21 protein-coding genes are annotated in these 17094 nt (G+C 49.5%); 9 read left to right on the top strand and 12 right to left on the bottom strand.

Annotated features, from left to right (window positions below; genetic code table 11):
- Window positions 1–89: 89 nt before the first annotated feature.
- A complete protein-coding gene (locus BJU60_RS12060; RefSeq protein WP_070329098.1) occupies window positions 90–2444 on the top strand; it encodes a bifunctional diguanylate cyclase/phosphodiesterase in 2355 nt (784 codons plus the stop codon).
- Window positions 2445–2692: 248 nt separating this feature from the next.
- On the opposite strand, the gene BJU60_RS12055 is transcribed toward BJU60_RS12060, so the two are convergent.
- Window positions 2693–3184 carry a hypothetical protein gene (locus tag BJU60_RS12055; RefSeq protein WP_070329097.1) on the bottom strand — a complete coding sequence of 164 codons (492 nt, stop codon included), beginning with the start codon at window positions 3182–3184 and terminating at the stop codon, window positions 2693–2695.
- A 354-nt stretch (window positions 3185–3538) separates the two neighbouring features.
- Between BJU60_RS12055 and BJU60_RS12050 the strand changes: the two genes are divergently transcribed.
- The gene (locus BJU60_RS12050; protein WP_070329096.1) at window positions 3539–3874 is read left to right on the top strand and encodes a hypothetical protein; all 336 of its coding nucleotides are present in this window, start codon (window positions 3539–3541) and stop codon (window positions 3872–3874) included.
- 15 nt (window positions 3875–3889) lie between these two features.
- Here the strand turns inward: BJU60_RS12050 and BJU60_RS12045 are convergent, their stop codons facing one another.
- From BJU60_RS12045 to BJU60_RS12025, 5 genes are read right to left on the bottom strand one after another with little or no spacing between them, the layout of a single operon-like run.
- Entirely contained in the window at window positions 3890–4360 is a 471-nt protein-coding gene (locus tag BJU60_RS12045; protein WP_070329095.1) for a hypothetical protein, read from the bottom strand.
- The gene (locus BJU60_RS12040; protein WP_070329094.1) at window positions 4353–4862 is read right to left on the bottom strand and encodes a hypothetical protein; all 510 of its coding nucleotides are present in this window, start codon (window positions 4860–4862) and stop codon (window positions 4353–4355) included. The genes BJU60_RS12045 and BJU60_RS12040 overlap by 8 nt, the downstream gene beginning before the upstream one ends.
- Window positions 4862–5305, bottom strand: coding sequence for a hypothetical protein (locus BJU60_RS12035; RefSeq protein WP_070329093.1), 444 nt, complete (start codon window positions 5303–5305; stop codon window positions 4862–4864). The genes BJU60_RS12040 and BJU60_RS12035 overlap by 1 nt, the downstream gene beginning before the upstream one ends.
- Before the next feature lie 4 nt (window positions 5306–5309).
- The gene (locus BJU60_RS12030; RefSeq protein WP_070329092.1) at window positions 5310–5738 is read right to left on the bottom strand and encodes a hypothetical protein; all 429 of its coding nucleotides are present in this window, start codon (window positions 5736–5738) and stop codon (window positions 5310–5312) included.
- The gene (locus BJU60_RS12025; protein ID WP_070329091.1) at window positions 5735–6178 is read right to left on the bottom strand and encodes a hypothetical protein; all 444 of its coding nucleotides are present in this window, start codon (window positions 6176–6178) and stop codon (window positions 5735–5737) included. The genes BJU60_RS12030 and BJU60_RS12025 overlap by 4 nt, the downstream gene beginning before the upstream one ends.
- A 195-nt stretch (window positions 6179–6373) precedes the next feature.
- Between BJU60_RS12025 and BJU60_RS12020 the strand changes: the two genes are divergently transcribed.
- From BJU60_RS12020 to BJU60_RS11990, 7 genes are all read left to right on the top strand, one after another.
- Window positions 6374–7084 carry a GntR family transcriptional regulator gene (locus BJU60_RS12020; RefSeq protein WP_070329090.1) on the top strand — a complete coding sequence of 237 codons (711 nt, stop codon included), beginning with the start codon at window positions 6374–6376 and terminating at the stop codon, window positions 7082–7084.
- A gap of 153 nt (window positions 7085–7237) precedes the next feature.
- Window positions 7238–7585, top strand: a complete 348-nt coding sequence (locus BJU60_RS12015; RefSeq protein WP_070329089.1) for a PTS lactose/cellobiose transporter subunit IIA — start codon at window positions 7238–7240, stop codon at window positions 7583–7585.
- Window positions 7582–7890, top strand: coding sequence for a PTS sugar transporter subunit IIB (locus BJU60_RS12010; protein WP_070329088.1), 309 nt, complete (start codon window positions 7582–7584; stop codon window positions 7888–7890). Before BJU60_RS12015 ends, BJU60_RS12010 begins: the two co-directional genes overlap by 4 nt.
- A gap of 15 nt (window positions 7891–7905) precedes the next feature.
- Window positions 7906–9312 (top strand): GH1 family beta-glucosidase, encoded by a 1407-nt coding sequence (locus BJU60_RS12005; RefSeq protein ID WP_070329087.1) that lies wholly within the window; start codon window positions 7906–7908, stop codon window positions 9310–9312.
- Window positions 9313–9323: 11 nt separating this feature from the next.
- Entirely contained in the window at window positions 9324–10652 is a 1329-nt protein-coding gene (locus tag BJU60_RS12000) for a PTS sugar transporter subunit IIC (RefSeq protein WP_070329086.1), read from the top strand.
- 124 nt (window positions 10653–10776) lie between these two features.
- The gene (locus BJU60_RS11995) at window positions 10777–10959 is read left to right on the top strand and encodes a hypothetical protein (protein ID WP_131489106.1); all 183 of its coding nucleotides are present in this window, start codon (window positions 10777–10779) and stop codon (window positions 10957–10959) included.
- 171 nt (window positions 10960–11130) lie between these two features.
- Entirely contained in the window at window positions 11131–11313 is a 183-nt protein-coding gene (locus tag BJU60_RS11990) for a hypothetical protein (RefSeq protein ID WP_070329084.1), read from the top strand.
- A 109-nt stretch (window positions 11314–11422) separates the two neighbouring features.
- On the opposite strand, the gene BJU60_RS11985 is transcribed toward BJU60_RS11990, so the two are convergent.
- From BJU60_RS11985 to BJU60_RS11960, 6 genes are all read right to left on the bottom strand, one after another.
- Window positions 11423–11866: a WapI family immunity protein gene (locus BJU60_RS11985; protein WP_070329083.1), complete on the bottom strand. Its 444-nt coding sequence runs from the start codon at window positions 11864–11866 to the stop codon at window positions 11423–11425.
- Complete coding sequence (locus BJU60_RS11980) at window positions 11866–12369, bottom strand: hypothetical protein (protein ID WP_070329082.1); 504 nt, start codon at window positions 12367–12369, stop codon at window positions 11866–11868. The genes BJU60_RS11985 and BJU60_RS11980 overlap by 1 nt, the downstream gene beginning before the upstream one ends.
- 98 nt (window positions 12370–12467) lie before the next feature.
- Window positions 12468–13820 carry a GH1 family beta-glucosidase gene (locus BJU60_RS11975; RefSeq protein ID WP_070329081.1) on the bottom strand — a complete coding sequence of 451 codons (1353 nt, stop codon included), beginning with the start codon at window positions 13818–13820 and terminating at the stop codon, window positions 12468–12470.
- Window positions 13821–13844: 24 nt separating this feature from the next.
- Window positions 13845–14771 carry a carbohydrate ABC transporter permease gene (locus BJU60_RS11970; protein WP_174545519.1) on the bottom strand — a complete coding sequence of 309 codons (927 nt, stop codon included), beginning with the start codon at window positions 14769–14771 and terminating at the stop codon, window positions 13845–13847.
- 3 nt (window positions 14772–14774) lie between these two features.
- Window positions 14775–15674 carry a carbohydrate ABC transporter permease gene (locus BJU60_RS11965; RefSeq protein ID WP_016510553.1) on the bottom strand — a complete coding sequence of 300 codons (900 nt, stop codon included), beginning with the start codon at window positions 15672–15674 and terminating at the stop codon, window positions 14775–14777.
- 62 nt (window positions 15675–15736) lie between these two features.
- Window positions 15737–17050 carry an ABC transporter substrate-binding protein gene (locus BJU60_RS11960; RefSeq protein ID WP_070329080.1) on the bottom strand — a complete coding sequence of 438 codons (1314 nt, stop codon included), beginning with the start codon at window positions 17048–17050 and terminating at the stop codon, window positions 15737–15739.
- Window positions 17051–17094 lie beyond the last annotated feature (44 nt).

Genomic DNA, 17094 nt, shown 5'->3' with positions numbered 1-17094 from the left:
TACCATATGAAGCAAAATGATAGGTCGGCTACTATTTGCCGAGGTATAATCAGAGTTACAACAAAATCACATTTACTAGCGAGGTACACATGGAACCAGTAGTCGAACACTCGATGAGTCACAATTACTTTCTCGTGATTCTTTCTTATATTATCGCCGCTGTTTCCGCTTATGCTGCCATCGAACTGGCACGCCGCGTGAACGCGACGAATCGCTCCACTCAAAATATGTGGATTTTGGCGGGCGGCGCCACCCTCGGACTCGGGATTTGGTCGATGCACTTCATCGCCATGCTCGCTCACGAGGCGTTGCGCCCCGTCACATATTCGATCCCTCTCGTTTTACTGTCCGTCATCATTGCGATGGCCGGCTGTATCTTTGGCTTCTTGATCGTCTCGCGCCGTAAGACTTATCCTGCCTTGATCGGTGCAGGACTGTTGATGGGAACCAGTATCGCCAGCATGCATTACGTCGGCATGGACGCGATTCAAGGCGTTGCGATTTCGTATGATCCATGGTTGGCCATGTTGTCGATCATCATCGCCATCGCGGCCTCACTTATCGCCTTATGGATCGGCTTCTACTCGAAGTACGCCAAACAAAAGATCGACCTCGAGCTGAAAGTGTTCTTTTCACTGCTCATGGGCATCGCGATTTTTGGGATGCATTTCGTCGGTATGGCCGCGTCATCGTTCGCGTTCATCGAAGCGAACGGTCCGTTCGCCAATGCCGTCGAACCGTCGCTCCTCGCCTGGCTCGTCACGGCGATCACGGTCATCTTGTTTGTCATCTTCTTCTTGTCGCTCACGCTCGATCATCATCTAAAAAAACGAGAACTCATCCAAGCGACGATTCTTGATTCGACGACGGATGCGGTCGTCACGACGACGAAAGATGGTGTGATCCAGTACGCCAACACTGCGTTTTATCGTTTGTTTGATCAGACGGACGATACTTTTTTCCAAGACTATCATTCGTCCTTGACGATCAATCAACCGTTCTATGACCCGAGACGGGTCGAGATCGACGATAAGACGATTGAAGTGACGAGCTATCCGCTCAAAGGTGAAACGATGGACCAAGTGCTCTGGTTTTTACGGGACGTCTCGGAGGCGATCGCCTCACAACGTCTCGTCGAACATATGGCGTATCACGATACGCTCACCGATCTGCCGAACCGCCACAAGCTCGAACGCATCCTTGCGGAACATATTCAAATCGAGGACCCAGTCGCTTGTCTTTACATCGACATCGACCGCTGGCGTTTCTTGAGCGATATGCTCGGACATCACGGCACGGATGAATTGACGATGCAAATCGCCGAACGTCTTCGCGTCACGATTCATCCAGATGATATTTTGACACGAGTCGGTGCTTCAGAATTCATTATCTTACTGTTCGATAAGCGCAGCACACTCGCCAAACAAAAAGCGGAGAAGTGTATTAAAGCGATCTCACAGCCGTTCGATATCGACGGGACGACCGTCGAGCTCACGATGAGTGCCGGCGTCAGTCATTATCCGAAAGACACGACGTCCGCGGACGAGCTCGTCCAATACGCGCGACTCACCGTCCACGAATCAAAACGGATCGGGAAAAACCAAATCAAAGAGTTCGAAGACGAATCGAAGCATCAAATTTTACGCACGGTTGAGATTGAGAAAGCGCTCATTCACGCACTGGATCGTCACGAGTTCACGCTCGTCTATCAACCGAAAGTATCGCTCACGAAAAATCGACTCGAAGGCGTCGAGGCGCTCTTGCGTTGGAATCATTTCGAACTCGGCGATGTCACACCGACCGAATTCATCCCGATCGCAGAAAACACCGGACTGATCCACCAGATCGGCAACTGGGTCATGCGCGAGTCGTGTCTCGCTTGGGTACGGTGGAATAAGTCCGGCGTCAAGCCGTTCACGCTCTCAGTCAACGTGTCACCGCTTCAGTTCGCGCGTGAAGACTTCGTCGAGACGCTGCAAACCATCTTACAAGAGACCGGCATGGACCCGATGTTCCTCGAACTCGAAGTGACGGAATCATCGATGTTGTCGTACGAGGCATCGACGCGTGAGAAGCTCGCCCAACTTCATCAGTACGGGATTTTGATCTCGCTCGATGATTTCGGGACTGGTTACTCGTCGTTCCGCCAACTGCGCGAACTTCCGGTCCAAGTGCTTAAGATCGATCGCTCGTTCATCGTCAACTTGTTCATGGACCGGAACCAAGAAGCGATTGTCCGGTCGATGATCCAACTCGGCCATAACCTCGGCATGAAAGTGTTGATGGAAGGCGTCGAAACGTCTGACCAACTCGAATGGTTGCTCAATGAACAGTGCGACTACGTTCAAGGCTTTTACTTCAGTCGTCCGCTTCGCGAGAAAGATGTCTTGAAGCACGTCAAATCGGTCACGACCTATATCGAGTTCGGAAAGACCCGGGCTTAACACTAATAAGAGGTGACTCATCCGTATCGGATCAGAGTCACCTCTTTTGTTGGTGCCGAGTGATTGGTCAACCGTCGATTTCATCCTCAAATAATAAATAAACTGGTTCATCCTGTAAGGCCGTTGCTTACTTTTATCTAACCATACGATCAGACCACTTACTTCACTTACCTTTTTGCTTGTTGTCAAAATGATCGGCAAACAGTAAGACGCACCTCTCCTCAATCGGAAAGATGCCGTGTCTAAAGTTAAGCGGTCTTCAGGCGTTTTCGTGTATGAATCGACTTCATGACGGCTCGAGCAATCGGCTGAGCGAACAACAACTCTATCCAAAACGCGATGCCGAAATTGCGGAACCACGTCGGGAAGAAGTGATGCAACGTTTCGAAGTTGATCTCGCCCATACCGATCCATGGTCCGATAATCGTCATGACAAACGAGATCATCGAGACGTTTAGGACGATGTTCAACAAGATACGGGCGTTGAAGCCGTCCGTCTGACCGGCAAGCCGGTTAAATAGTATACCGGCTAGCGGCTTCACGATAAAACGGATCAACACGATGAGCGCAATCCAAGCGAACGGGATGATTTTGAGCGTATCGACGTAATGGGCGACACTAAAGCCGCGCTCCATGCCGACGATGATCGGGGCAATCGTGTTCACGGATAAAATCGAGATAATCAACATGAACAAAACGCCTTCTTTTGGGTTTTGAGGTAACCGGTCTTCCAAGTGCATAATAAAGCCTCCGTACACATATGATTTCAGATGGCAGACGTATCTTGCGACATATATTTTCGGTACGAAACCGATATCTCTACAAACTGATTTTCATAGTGTAGCAAATTGGAGGCCTGCTTCGTAAGCATTATTTTTTTGTTTTTTATTCGACCGTTTTTTTCAGATACAGTCTCATGCTAGTCCGTTTCGAATGGCAAAACTAGTCGCCTGAACAAACTTCGTGCTGTCGACTTTTTTACCGTTCACGTAAAAGTCACCACTTTCACTAACAAGCCATTTTTTTGGAGGCTTGTCCGCCTGACGCGGTTCGTGCATGATAATAGTATATAGAGATGAAACGGAGGAACGGATATGAGCGGGCTCTTTCTCGTCATCGGCATCACCTTATCGATTCTCTCGAAATGGCTACAGTTTAACGGACAGGATGCGCGCGGGGATGTGCTCGTGTTTCCGGCTGCGTTCTTTCTCGGCTTGGCGCTGTTGTTCAGCTTGCCGTTCTTTAAAGAGTGGTGGGAGGAACCATCAAAGCGACCGAAAGCGCTCCGCTTCGCTGGGCTCGCGGCCGGTGGCATTCTATCGTTCCAGTTGTTCGCCTGGCTCGTTTTCGGCCAAGGCGAATGGCTCGGTGCACTGTTCTTAATCCCCTTCCTCGGCTGCCTTTACTTCATCATCCGTACGTTCAAATGAAGACGGGGAAAGCGCTCATGCGCTCCCCCATTTTCGTTCTTCTCGCAATTCGGCTTCGGTGACATAGTTGTTGTCGAGATTGACCATGTGGCGTTCATACAAACGTTGTTCGACGATGGCAATCAAATACGCCACCAAACCAATCAACGCAAACGTTTGGAGCGAAATCAAATCCGTCAGCAGCGCATATACCCATACCAAAATGAGCGGTAGGAAGATGAGCCCGAACAATGAATTGAAGTGAATGAGCCGCCTCGCTTCCCGCGACTGTAAATACTGTTTCTTGATGTTCTCACGACGCCACATTTTCCGGAAGTCCGGCAGACTCGCTACCGCACCGAGAAACATAACCATCACCGGCGAGAGCCAGCCATATTCTAGCGAGAAAAACATGAGCCCAGCGAACACCGCTGAGATGAACGCGACCGTGGAATGCTTTGCCTCATCGAACGCCGTCAGTTCACGCATCTGGCTCCGCTTATCCATATCGTTCTTCCTTTTCAATTTCCCGCGCTTCTTTAATTGCTTTGATATCTTGATCCGTCAAATAGTTACCATCATGTTTTTGAATGATACGGTCGAGCCATTTTCCAAAGAACGTCGCGCCCCAGAAAAAGGCTTGTGATAAAAGAAATGCTTGGAACGATTGCGGCTGCGACGTTTGATTGAACACAACGATCCCGTAGTAGCCGAGAGCGACAAGTCCCAGTAAATAAGCGGTATACCGTAGCGTCAACAGCTTTCGCGCCTTCTCATTTTTCACGAAGCGGCGCCACATCCGGAAACGCATCACCTCTGTCGTGACGACGAGACTAAATATAGAGAATATGAATATCAGGAAAAACGAGTCCGGCATCTCCCAATACGACGCGTAAATCAGCATGCCGATAATTGCTGACACACCGATTATGCCGACACCCCAGCTTGTCCATTTATCCATTCGCAACACTGTATCGATCTGTTGTTTTGTTTGCGGTGATAGTTCCATTATGGTTTCATCCTTTCAATCACTTGGTCGTATGTCGGCATGTCAGGGTCAACCGCTTTCAGTTTGTTTCTAATCAATCGGTCTCGATAAGAATCGGTAAAACGCATCATAGCAAATAAAGCCCCAATCAAAAATCCGATTGAGTGATTGAGAACCAGCGCCGTCATTGAAGTCGAAAGCAATAGTGCATCCAACCAAGTCATTGCATATTGTATGCGAAGCAATTTGAGGGTTTGAAAAGTTTCTGCAAAATGACGCATGATGCGATATTCTTTATTCCCCATGATGATGAGAAAAATTGCGAGTAACCACATCAAGGGAATGAGCCAGATCTGTTCAAAGAAAAGCGCGAATAGAAAGATGGCCATATAAACAATCCATATCGGGACACCATACCTTCGAATATTGACGACTCTCTTAACATCGTGTCGCACCTGGTCCATTTCCTCACCTCCCTATTTCTTTATATGTAGGACGCCACACGTCTTCCTGCTTCATCCGCTTATCAATCCTCATCGTCATCCATCCAGCTAACACAATCACGAGCAAACCGACTGTATAGAAAACTTTCGTCTCCAACAATTCATTGCCGTTCAATGCGAGAAAGAAGGCAACCGTATTCAACACGTCACTCCCCAACTGTTGGCGATAGCGATGCGTCAATTTCGGATTCAACCGTTGTCGCATCTGATAGCGACGTATATACATCACATTGACGGGAACGAGCACGAGTGCCATGTAGACGATGCCCCAAAACAGACTGTCCGTCCACCAAACGATTGGAAGAATGACGACTAGAAACACCCCTACAATCCCAAACATGAGTTGTTGGAACGAATGGATCCACGCCCGTTCCTGTTCGACTCGTTCATTCATCGCGCTTCCTCCAGCTCGAGGGCGCGTAATATCGGATCATGCGCTTGTAGCGCCCGATTCAACCGACGTGACACGATTTCGGCGAACGTTCCCCAAATCAGGACGGCGAACCCCCAATAGATGTTGTCTTGGCTAAAAATTAAGAGCCCACCAACCATAATCGTGAGCACGCTCGTATTCACGACGTCATATAACAACTGCCAACGGAGCAATTTCTGGGCTGCGGAGTCGAATAGATACATCCGTCTCATCCGAAATTTCGCCACATCTGAAGCGAGCAGGGCTACGCCGACCAGGCCAAGCGGGACTGTAATCCACGTTGCCCGTCCAAAGAACATCAAAGTGAACGCCAGAACGACGACTGTTAATAAAGCATAGCCGATGCGTGTATGTCGTTGCTTCCATTCTCGTTCTCGTTCCATCCGAACTGATTGTGCCATACCCTTCTCCTCCTCACTCTTCTCCTTTTTTATACGAAACCCTTTCGAATTCGTTTCGCCGATTTCAATGATTCTCTGTACAATCATTCGACGTTTTTCAACAATTGGCGAATGATTTACGACCGTTACAAATTATTTCTGCTATAATGATAGCGTATTCATTCCTACAAATTGATGTGAAAGGTGCAAACAGTCATGGCCCCAAAGTATAAGCAAGTAGCTGAACAGATTGAGACGGATATCGTCAATCACGTCTATCAGCATACGAACAAACTCCTCACGGAAGACGAATATGCGACGAAATACGCCGTCAGCCGCAACACGGTCCGGAAAGCGATCGAGATTCTCGTCAACAAAGGCTACGCATATCAAGTCCAAGGGAGCGGCGTCTTCGTCCGTGACCATTACGACAGCGATTATGTGAACCTCGAAAAACTCCAAGGTCTCACGAGCGACTTCAGTGGACGAAAAGTCGAGACACACGTCCTCGCCTTTGAGGAGACGACGGCAAACGAAGAAGTGGCGGAACGGATGAAGTGTCCGGTCGGGACGCCAGTCTATTACGTCAAGCGCCTCCGTCTCGTCGACGACCACCCGTTCTCGGTCGAAGATTCGTACTTCCGGAAAAACCTCGTCGTCTATCTCGATCGAAACATCACCGAGAAGTCGATTTATAACTACTTCCGTAACGACCAAAAACTCGCCATCGGTTTTGCCGACCGTGTCATTTACGCCGATTTCTTGAACGCTGATGATGCCGTCTTACTCGGATTGAACGAAAATGATCCGGCCCTTCTCGTCGACAACACCGTCTATTTAACGAACGGCCAAATCTTCGACGTATCGCGCTCGACACATCATTTCCGCCATGTGAAGATGCTAAAAGTCTCTAACATCAAATCGTAAACGCACTCGAGAGGTTAATCTCGCGTGCGTTTTTTTCGTTCACATTTTATTCAAAAAGAAAGGGTTTACATGTAAGCGGTGTCGTGCTAGTATCAAACTATAGAATTTGTACCTACGAATCTTAGTTATCCATACAAAAAAAGGAGAGATATTATGGTTTCTGAAACAATCGAAATTACACCCGAAGACATCTTCGGTTTAATCGCCCTCTCAGGTGACGCGAAAGCAAGTTACCACCACGCAATGCTCCTCATGCAAGAAGGCAAGCCAGAGGAAGCGGCTGAAGCGGTGACAGCCGGTGACGCGACGTTGAAAGAAGCACACGCTATCCAAACAAAATTCGTCACGCTCGAAGCACAAGGGAAAACGGCGACAGTCGGCGTCCTCATGGTGCACGCGCAAGACCACTTGATGAACACGATCCTCGTAAAAGAGATGCTCGGCTACATGATGAACATGCAAAACGAAATCAACCAATTGAAAGGAATGGATCAAAAATGATGAAAATCGGACTCTTCTGCGCAGCAGGTATGTCAACAAGTATGTTAGTAGAAAAAATGAAAGCGGTTGCCGCTGAACGTGGCCTCGAGGCAGAAATCGCAGCCTACCCAGAATCAGAAATGGAAACGTATGTGAACGACCTCGACGTCGCTCTTCTCGGACCACAAGTGAAGTACTTGCTTTCAAAAGGCAAACAGATCTGTGAGCCAAAAGGCGTTCCAATCGACGTCATCAACACAGTCGACTACGGCATGATGAACGGAACGAAAGTATTAGACCACGCATTGAAGCTTGTAAATAAATAAACTGGGGTGACCACTTTGAAAATGCCAAAAGATTTCTTGTTCGGCGCTGCTTCGGCTTCTTACCAAGTCGAAGGCGCATGGAACGAGGACGGGAAAGGACTCTCAAACTGGGACGTCTTCTCGAAAATTCCTGGAAAAACATTTGAAGATACGAACGGCGACGTCGCAGTCGACCATTACCATCGTTATAAAGAAGACATCGCGCTCATGGCCGAAATGGGACTCGAATCATATCGCTTCTCAATCTCATGGCCGCGTATCTTCCCGAACGGCACAGGGGAAGTAAACGAAAAAGGACTTGAGTTTTACAACAACTTGATCGACGAGTGCTTGAAGCACAACATCGTCCCGTTCGTGACACTCTACCACTGGGACCTCCCGCAAGCGCTTGAAGAAACAGGCGGCTGGAAAAATCCAGCTACGGTTGACGCGTTCGTACGTTTCGCCGATACTTGTTTCCAATCGTTCGGCGACCGTGTCCGTCACTGGATCACGTTCAATGAAGCGGTCATCTTCTGCTCGCTCGGCTACTTGACTGGGGCACACCCACCAGGTATCGAAGGCGATGTCAAAGGTTACTTCCAAACGACACACCACGTTTTCGTCGCACACGCCCGTGCCGTCGAGTTGTTCAAACAAAACGGTTACGAAGGTGAAATCGGCATCACGCACGTATTCAACCCGGCCTTCAGCATCGATGAAGCCGAGGAGAACAAATTTGCGGAAATGCACGCGAACGCTTATGCGACGCACTGGTTCTATGACCCGATCTTGAAAGGCGAATATCCAGAATACGTCGTGAAAGGACTTGAAGAGCAAGGTCTTCTCCCTGAAATGACAGCTGAAGAGCTCGAGCTTCTCAAGCGTACAGCTCCGATGAACGACTTCATCGGTCTCAACTACTACAGCCCGCAACGCGTCATGAAAAATGACTCGGCGCTCGTTATGGCCGGTGGTCGTGAGAACTCGACAGGCCGCCCAGGTAACCCATCGTTCGACGGCGTCTACAAGACAGTCATGATGGATGACAAGGTATATACGAAATGGGCATGGGAAATCTCACCGGAAGCGTTCCTTGACGGTATGCATATGTTGAAGGAGCGTTACGGCAACGTGAAAATCTATATCACCGAGAACGGTCTCGGCGACGTCGATCCAATCGTTGACGGCGAAATCCTCGACGACCCACGTATCGAATACATCGAAGGCCACTTACGCGCTGTGAAACACGCCGTTGAACAAGGTGTCAACGTCGCAGGTTACTACGCTTGGTCGGCAATCGACCTTCTCAGCTGGCTCAACGGATATAAGAAGCAGTATGGCTTCATCTACGTTGACCACGCGAATGGACTCGCTCGCAAGAAGAAAAAATCGTTCCACTGGTACAAAGACATCATCGCCACGCGCGCTGAAAACCTATAAGGAGGTTCCCCATGAGCCGCTTAGAAAGAGTATTTGAAAAGTTCACACCAGGTTTCGTTCGTTTTGCGAACGCAAAGCCCGTCCTTGCAATTAAGGACGGGTTCATCCTGACAATGCCGATGACGATCATCGGTTCGCTGTTCCTACTGATCTTGGCGTTACCGATTCCAGGTTGGGCCGAGTTCATGTCAGGATTGTTCGGAGCCGATTGGACGCTCCCACTCACGCAAGTCGTCGGTGCGACGTTTGACATCCTAGCTTTGATCGGGGTATTCGGAATCGCCTACTCGTACGTCAAAAACGAAAAAATCGAAGGCGTACCAGCTGGTATCCTCGGAATCATCTCGTTCTTGATCATCACACAAGCATCTGTCCTCTCTGAATCAGGAGAAGCAGTCAACGGAGTCATCCCGAAAGTATGGACAGGTGGACAAGGTGTCCTCGCTGCCATCGTCGTCGGTTTAGTCGTCGGATTCATTTATTCGCAATTCATCAAACGCGGGATCAGCATTAAAATGCCTGACGGTGTCCCACCTGGTGTTTCGAACTCATTCTCGGCACTCGTTCCTGGTCTTGCGATCATCGCACTTGCTGCTGTGACATTCGCTATCTTCCAAGCAGTTGCAGAGCGTACGTTCACAGAAGTCGTCTATGACGTGCTTCAATCACCACTTCAAAACTTGACAGACACGCTCGCAGGAGCAGTCATCATCATGGTTCTCATGTCAGTCATGTGGTGGTGTGGAATTCACGGTGCCGCAATCATCATGGGTATCATGGGGCCACTCCTTACAGCAAACGCACTTCAAAACCAAGCACTCATCGATGCGGGTGAAACACTCGTTGCCGGTGAGAACGCGAAAATCGTTACAATCCAGTTCCTCGACGTCTTCACGAAGCTCGGTGGTTCAGGAATCACGATCGGATTCATCATCGCCACACTTATCGTCGCCCGTTCGGCTCACTTGAAACAGCTCGGTAAGCTCTCGCTTGCACCAAGTTTGTTCAACATTAACGAGCCGGTCATCTTCGGGATGCCGATCGTGTTCAACCCGATCATGTTCGTACCGTTCGTCATCGTACCTGCAATCGCATCGTTCATGGTGTACTTCTCAATCCTTTGGGGCTGGGTCGATCCGTTCAACGCACTTCAAGTGCCATGGACGACACCACCGATCATCTCTGGTTTCTTAATCGGCGGATGGCGTGCAGCGCTCTTGCAGATCGTCACGATCGCTATGGCCGTAGCCATCTACCTCCCGTTCGTCCGCATGCAAGACCGCGTCTCGTACGGTGAAGAGTTGAAAGCACAAGAAGAAGCAGACAAAGCGTCAGCTTAATCAAAAAAGACAGCCCTTCTCAGCGATGAGAAGGGCTGTTATATTTAGGGAAACAAGTAAGGAAATGGTTTGCTTATTCGACTATACTAAGCGATTAGAAAGGAGTTATATGACGAGAAGAATGTTGCAATGGATTGCATTTGCTATCGCTATTTTGCCTTCGTCCGGTTTTTTAGTAATTGCGATGATCAGCGGAATGCATGTATCAAGAGACGCAATGAAAGATTTCTCGCTTATCTTTTATGCAATCTCGATTATCATACTCTTGGTTTCTCTTCTCTTCCCTAAGAAAGTTGGTAAACAATGAAACTTAACTACACTTCTCTCTGCTGTTTCTTATCAGGTATATCCGGCTTTGTCGGCCTTGCAACCCAATCTGTCTATCCGTTGTTTTTAAGCACGGCATTCCTTTTACTCGCTGGCTATCCGTTTGGAAAACAGCGGCAAACCATCACACGTAGCAAAGGAGAAACTTAATTTGAAAAACTATACACCGAGCTTTATGATCTTATCGAGCGCAGCCCTTGCCTTTGGACTTGGCTTCAAATCGATCGTGCCTTATGCAATGTTGATCGGCATCGGTCTGCATACGATTTTCCTTCTGTGCGCTGCCTACTCGTTAGGCAAATATCGGGCCCACGCCTCACAACTCGACTCATAACGCCATGACCCTTGCTGTCACGGCGTTTTTTCTTGTCATGCAAGTCCTTATGTTGGATGATGCTCTTTTAGAAGGGCGCTTGAATCAATCCGTTTAATCATTCCTCCATCTAGCGCACCGGAAATTCGTCTGCGATGTCCCGTAAGCCTTTTAGAAAGCGCTCAACGTTCAACACGGACGTCTCAAACTCGAACCTCAACTCTTCTGCGTCGTCCCCGAGCGGATGCTCCAGATGGCCTCGTACGTTCACTTCGTCACCATCCCCGTCCCTTCTCGTCAACGTCAAACTGACGAACGGTTCCGTCGGCTCGAACTCGACTTCCTGCACGTCACCCGCTACGAACGACTCAAATACTGGTATGTAGTGCGCGACGAGCAAACTATCAAGCATGATGTCATCGAACGTGATGCGGTGCTCCGGTGCGTGAAACCCGATCCAATTGCGGTGCCACGCCGCGTCATGGACGTTGTCGGCGTCAGGATAAGCGTACGCATAGCTCTCAATCGTCACATCAATCGTTTCGTCGCGCGACATCAGTTTTGTGATCGCCATTACTTTTCTTCCTTCCGCAACGAATAGCCGTCAATCTCTAAGAGGCGCATCCGCTTCTGGTCGATTGCCGCATGGACGATGACGATCACCCCAGGATTCAGTTCCATCATCTTTTTGATTTTCGTCAAGTCGTCCCCTTTGATCTCGACCGGTAAGACGAACTCGCCTTCCTTCAAATGAATGAATTTGATCTTGCCTTGGTCATCATAGCCTGTCACTTCGTATGTCGCATATTCGCGTTTCATCAACATCTCCCCCTCTTTTGAGTCGAGCTCGATCCCCATCTCGCGAATCGCTCGTTCCCGCTTGATGCGGTCATCGCGCCGAAACACGCCTTTGATTCCGAAGACGAGCAAAAAACAAGATAAGAAGACAACGGCAACGTCCCGATACACCACACCGTACAACATCCCAAAGATGAACCCGTTGAGCGTCCACATGAAAAGCGCTGTCGTCCAACGGTCTTCGGCGCGTTCTTCGTCTGTTCGATAGTCCAACGCCATCGTCGCTCCTCCTCCCTACTTCATACGTTCCCCCCTTGAATAAGTTCCACACAAAAACAGCCAATCCCCGTAGCGGCAGGGACTGGCTGTTTTGTTGGTTACGCTTCGACGCTGTCGGCGTGACCTGCTTTATGCTGTTCGATGACGCCGGCGTACCATTTCGCACTATCTTTCCAGACGCGCTCTTGCGTCTCGAAGTCGATGTAGAGAATGCCGAAGCGCTTCTCGTAACCGAAGCTCCATTCGAAGTTATCCATGAGCGACCAGAGATAGTATCCGGCGATGTTCATGCCTTCGTCGTTCAAGTCAGATACGGCTGTGAGGTGCTTTTTGACGTAGTCGATGCGTTTATCGTCATGGACTTCGCCGTTCTCAAGCACGTCGTCATACGCTGCGCCGTTCTCTGTGATGATGATTGGAAGATCTGTGTACTCGTTACGTAAGCGACGGATCAGGTCTTTGAATTCGTTCGGGGCGATATCCCAGCCCATGCCCGTCTTGTCGTAATCGGAGTAAGCGGCGACTGTCATGAAGTCGTTCGCTGCGCTGAACTCGACGAGTCCGCGACTGTAGAAGTTGATGCCAAAGAAATCGCACTCTGTCGAGATTGTCTCCATGTCACCTGGTTTGATGAAGTCGTACGAGTGAACGTATTTCGAGAACAAGTTCATCATGTCGACCGGATACTGGCCTTTGAAGACCGGATCGAGGAACCAACGATTCGAGTACCCGTCCGAGTTGTTCTGAGCGAGTTTGTCGTTCGCCGAGTCCGTCTTCGCGTACACCGGTGATAAGTTGAGCGTGATGCCGATCGGTGTCGTCGACTTCATGTCGTTCTTGAGCAATTCAACGGCTTTACCGTGTGACAGCAACATGTGGTGCACGGCGCGGACCGCTTCGTTCATGTCACGATGTCCCGGTGCGTGAACACCGACATGGTAGCCGAGGAAGCCGGCACACCATGGTTCGTTGTGCGTGATCCATGAGTCGACGATACCGTCGAGCTCATCGAAACACACTTTCGCGTACTCGAGGAACCAGTCGACCGAGTCGCGGTTCACCCAGCCGCCTGCTTCATGGGCCCACATCGGGAGGTCCCAATGGTAGAGCGTGACGGCTGGCTTGATGCCTTCTTCACGGAGACGCGTCGCGAGCGTCTTGTAGAATTCCATACCGGCCGGGTTGAACTCACCTTTGGCCGGGAAGATGCGTGGCCAGGCAATCGAGAAGCGATATGTGTCAACGCCGAGCTTTTTAATGTGCTGAATGTCTTCTTCATAACGGTGGTAATGGTCGCAAGCGACGTCACCGTTATGCTTTTCGAACACACGTCCGTCGATGTCACAGAACATGTCCCAGATCGACGGCGTACGCCCGCCTTCGTTGTGGGCGCCTTCGATTTGATAAGACGAAGTTGCCGTTCCGAAGACAAAGTCTTTGTTAAACTGCATAGTCAATTCCTCTTTTCTGTCTAGTTATTCTTTGACCGCACCAGCCGAGATACTGCTGACGATGTATTTCGACAAGAACAAGAAGGCGATCATGATCGGCACGACTGAAATCGCGATACCGAGGTAAAGGGCGCCGAGGTTTTCGGCGACTTGCGAACCTTTCAAGAAGCCCATGAGTACCGGCAACGTGTACTTCTCTGGTGAGAACAAGAGCACGAGCGGCATCAAGTAGTTGTTCCACGAGCCGATGAACGTGAAGATCGACATCGTCGCAACAGCTGGCATCATCATCGGAAGCGCGATCGTATGGAAGATGCGAAGCTCGCTCGCTCCATCGATCCGCGCTGCTTCGATCATACTGATGTGCAGCGTCGCTTGCGTGTACTGGCGGATGAAGAAGACGACGAACGGACTCGCGATCGACGGGATGATGAGCGGGATGAACGAATCGAGAATCCCGAGCGTCTTGCTGATCTCGTAGAAACCGATAAGTCCGAGTTGTCCCGGGACCATCATCATGACGAGCATGAAGATGAACATCACATTTTTTCCTTTGAATTCATAGAACGAAAATCCGAACGCAGTCATAGCCGAGAAGTAACCCGAGAGTAACGTCACGAGCACTGCAACAATCAAACTGTTTTTAAATCCGGTCCAAATGTTGATGTAGTCGCTCAAGATCGCATAGTTATCGAGTAGTGATGTCCCTGGGATGAGCGAGAAACCGGTCATGATTTCTCCGTTCGTCCGTGTCGCGTTGACGAGCATCATGAGGAACGGGATGAAACAGATAATCGTCAAGATGACCAAGCCTGTATAGATCAAGCCACGGCTAAACCGTTTCTTTTTGACCTTGTTTTTTGGCGGCTCCACGCGGAGAGGTTTCTCCTCGCGCGGCGGCTGTACTTCGCTGTCGGCGAGCATACGCCGTGATTCTGCATTTTGTTCCATTGGTTATGCTCCCTTCTGCGCAGCGCGCTCTTTACGGAACATGCCTTTGAAGACGACCGCCGAGAAGACGAGCGTGATCAAGAACAAGCCGTAAGCAACCGCTGATGCATAGCCGTAGTTGTTATACTTGAATGCTTGGTTGTACAAGTAAAGCACCATCGTGTTCAGTGATCCATCTGGCGCACCGACTCCGTCTGTCAAGAGAAGCGGAAGGTCGAACAATTGAAGGCCACCGATGAGCGATGTGATCATGATATACAAGAGAATCGGTTTAAGCAGTGGCACCGTGACGTTCGTGAACATCTGCCAACGGTTCGCGCCATCGATATGGGCAGCTTCGAAGAAGTCTTGCGAAATCCCCGACACACCGGCCATGACGATGATGAACGAGTGACCGAACCACATCCATGTCAAAATGAGTGAGACGGACAGTTGTGCCGTCACCGGTTGCGATAACCAATTGATTGGGTCTGAGATAATGCCGAGTTTCAAGAGCATCATGTTGAGTGATCCATGCTGCCAGTCGAGCAAGATTCCAAACAAGAGTGCGACCGAACTGATCGTGATCAAGTTAGGAAGATAGAAGAATGAACGGAAGAACGCGAGGCCCTTCAATTTCAAACGAAGATCTGAGAACAAGAGCGCGAGAGCCAGTGCGAGACCGATTTGCAAGACAAAGTTTATTCCCCAAATCTTAATCGTATTGACGAACGCCTCGATGAAGTATGTGTCTGTCAACAAACGCGCGTAGTTCGCGAAACCGACGACCTCTTCACCCGGACTGCCGGTATAGTTGGTGAAACTGTAGTACAGGGTCAAGAAGACCGGGTAGATACTGAATGTCAAAAAGACGACCCAAAATGGGGCAATAAACGCATAGCCGTAACGGTCAAGTTTTTTCACGTCGTGTTACTCCTTCCATAGCAACCCTTAAGGGGGGAAATCCCCCCACGGGTTAGCTTGCTTCAGTCAACTGTAATGTCTGGGTAAGCGTTCTTCGCTTGTTTTTTGAACTCTGCGATTGCTTCGTCTTTCGACTTCTTGCCTTCAACGTATTGGAGGACAGACGCGCCGTAGAGTGTGTCGAGCTGTTGGTCGTATTTCGTTACGATCCCTGGTGTGATTTCATCAGCTTGGTCGAGGAAGAACTCGTAGTTGTTCTGTCCGCCGAGGAACTCGTCGCTGAAATCGTCTTTGATCTTATCTGTGACCGGTTTGTAAGAAAGAACGTCACCAGTCTCTTCAGCCCAACCTGTCAAGAACTCTTCGTCTTGCGTCATGAGTTTAACGAAGTCGTATGCTGCTTCTTTGTTTTTTGATCCTTCGTAAACTCCGAGCCATGTGCCGCCCCAGAAGTACGGGCTTGGACCGTTCGTGACTGCCCAGTCACCAGCTGTATCTTTCGCGCTGTCTTTCAAGACGCTGTGGAGACCCCATGTTGGGAGGACGTATGAGAAGACTTGTGTTTCGACTTCTTTGCCGCCTTCTTTAACTTTGATCGGTTTAGACATACCTTCGAACCAAGATGGTGACCATTCTGGAGCGAGTGCCGTGTATTGTTTCTCACGAAGCTCTTTCGCGTAGTCCATGTAGTCGATCTTGTCTTGTGTCAAGACGAGTTCGTTCTTGTCGTTTACCCATGCTTCAGGGTTTGCGCCTTGTGAGAACCAACGGATTGCGCCTTCATCTGGGAACATACGATAGCCTTTTTGCTTCATCTTCTCAGCAACTTCGAAGACGCCGTCCATCGAGCTCATCATGTTTCCGATTTCAGTCGGATCATCCGTGCCGAGCACTTCTTTCGCTAGGCTACGTTTGTAGTAGACACCACCTGGAGTCGTTTGCCATGAAAGGGCGCGCACGTTGCCTTCTTTATCTTTCCCGAGGTCAAAGACGTATGGGATGTAGTCGTCCGCGATTTCATTGACGTTGTATGGCTCGTCTGAAAGGTTTTCCCAGTATCCTGCGTCAACCCATTGCTTAAGGAACGCGATTTCCCCAGTGAATACGTCTGGTGCCCCAACGCCGCTTTCAAGTGCTGGCTTGAGTTTTGTCGGATAGTCGGCGATTGGAACGATTGTCAATTCTACTTTGACGCCGTTGCGCTCTTCGTACGTTTTGATTGGTTCTTTGAGCTCATCTGTGAACGACCAAACTTTTAGAACGTCGTCTTTAGAAGCTGTTTCAGAACCTGAAGTTTCTTCGTCGTTTGAGCACGCGCCCAAGACGCCGACTGATAGTGCTCCGATTGAAAGTAAGCTGACTAATTTTTTACGCATGTGTGAACCCATCCTTTTAATGTTTTTTAGAAAGCGTTTGCAAG

The sequence above is a fragment of the Exiguobacterium aurantiacum genome, assembly GCF_001766415.1.
Classification (GTDB): Bacteria; Bacillota; Bacilli; order Exiguobacteriales; family Exiguobacteriaceae; genus Exiguobacterium; species Exiguobacterium aurantiacum_A.
The sequence above is the reverse complement of the archived record's forward strand: the minus strand, read 5'-3'. Positions and strand labels throughout refer to the sequence as shown.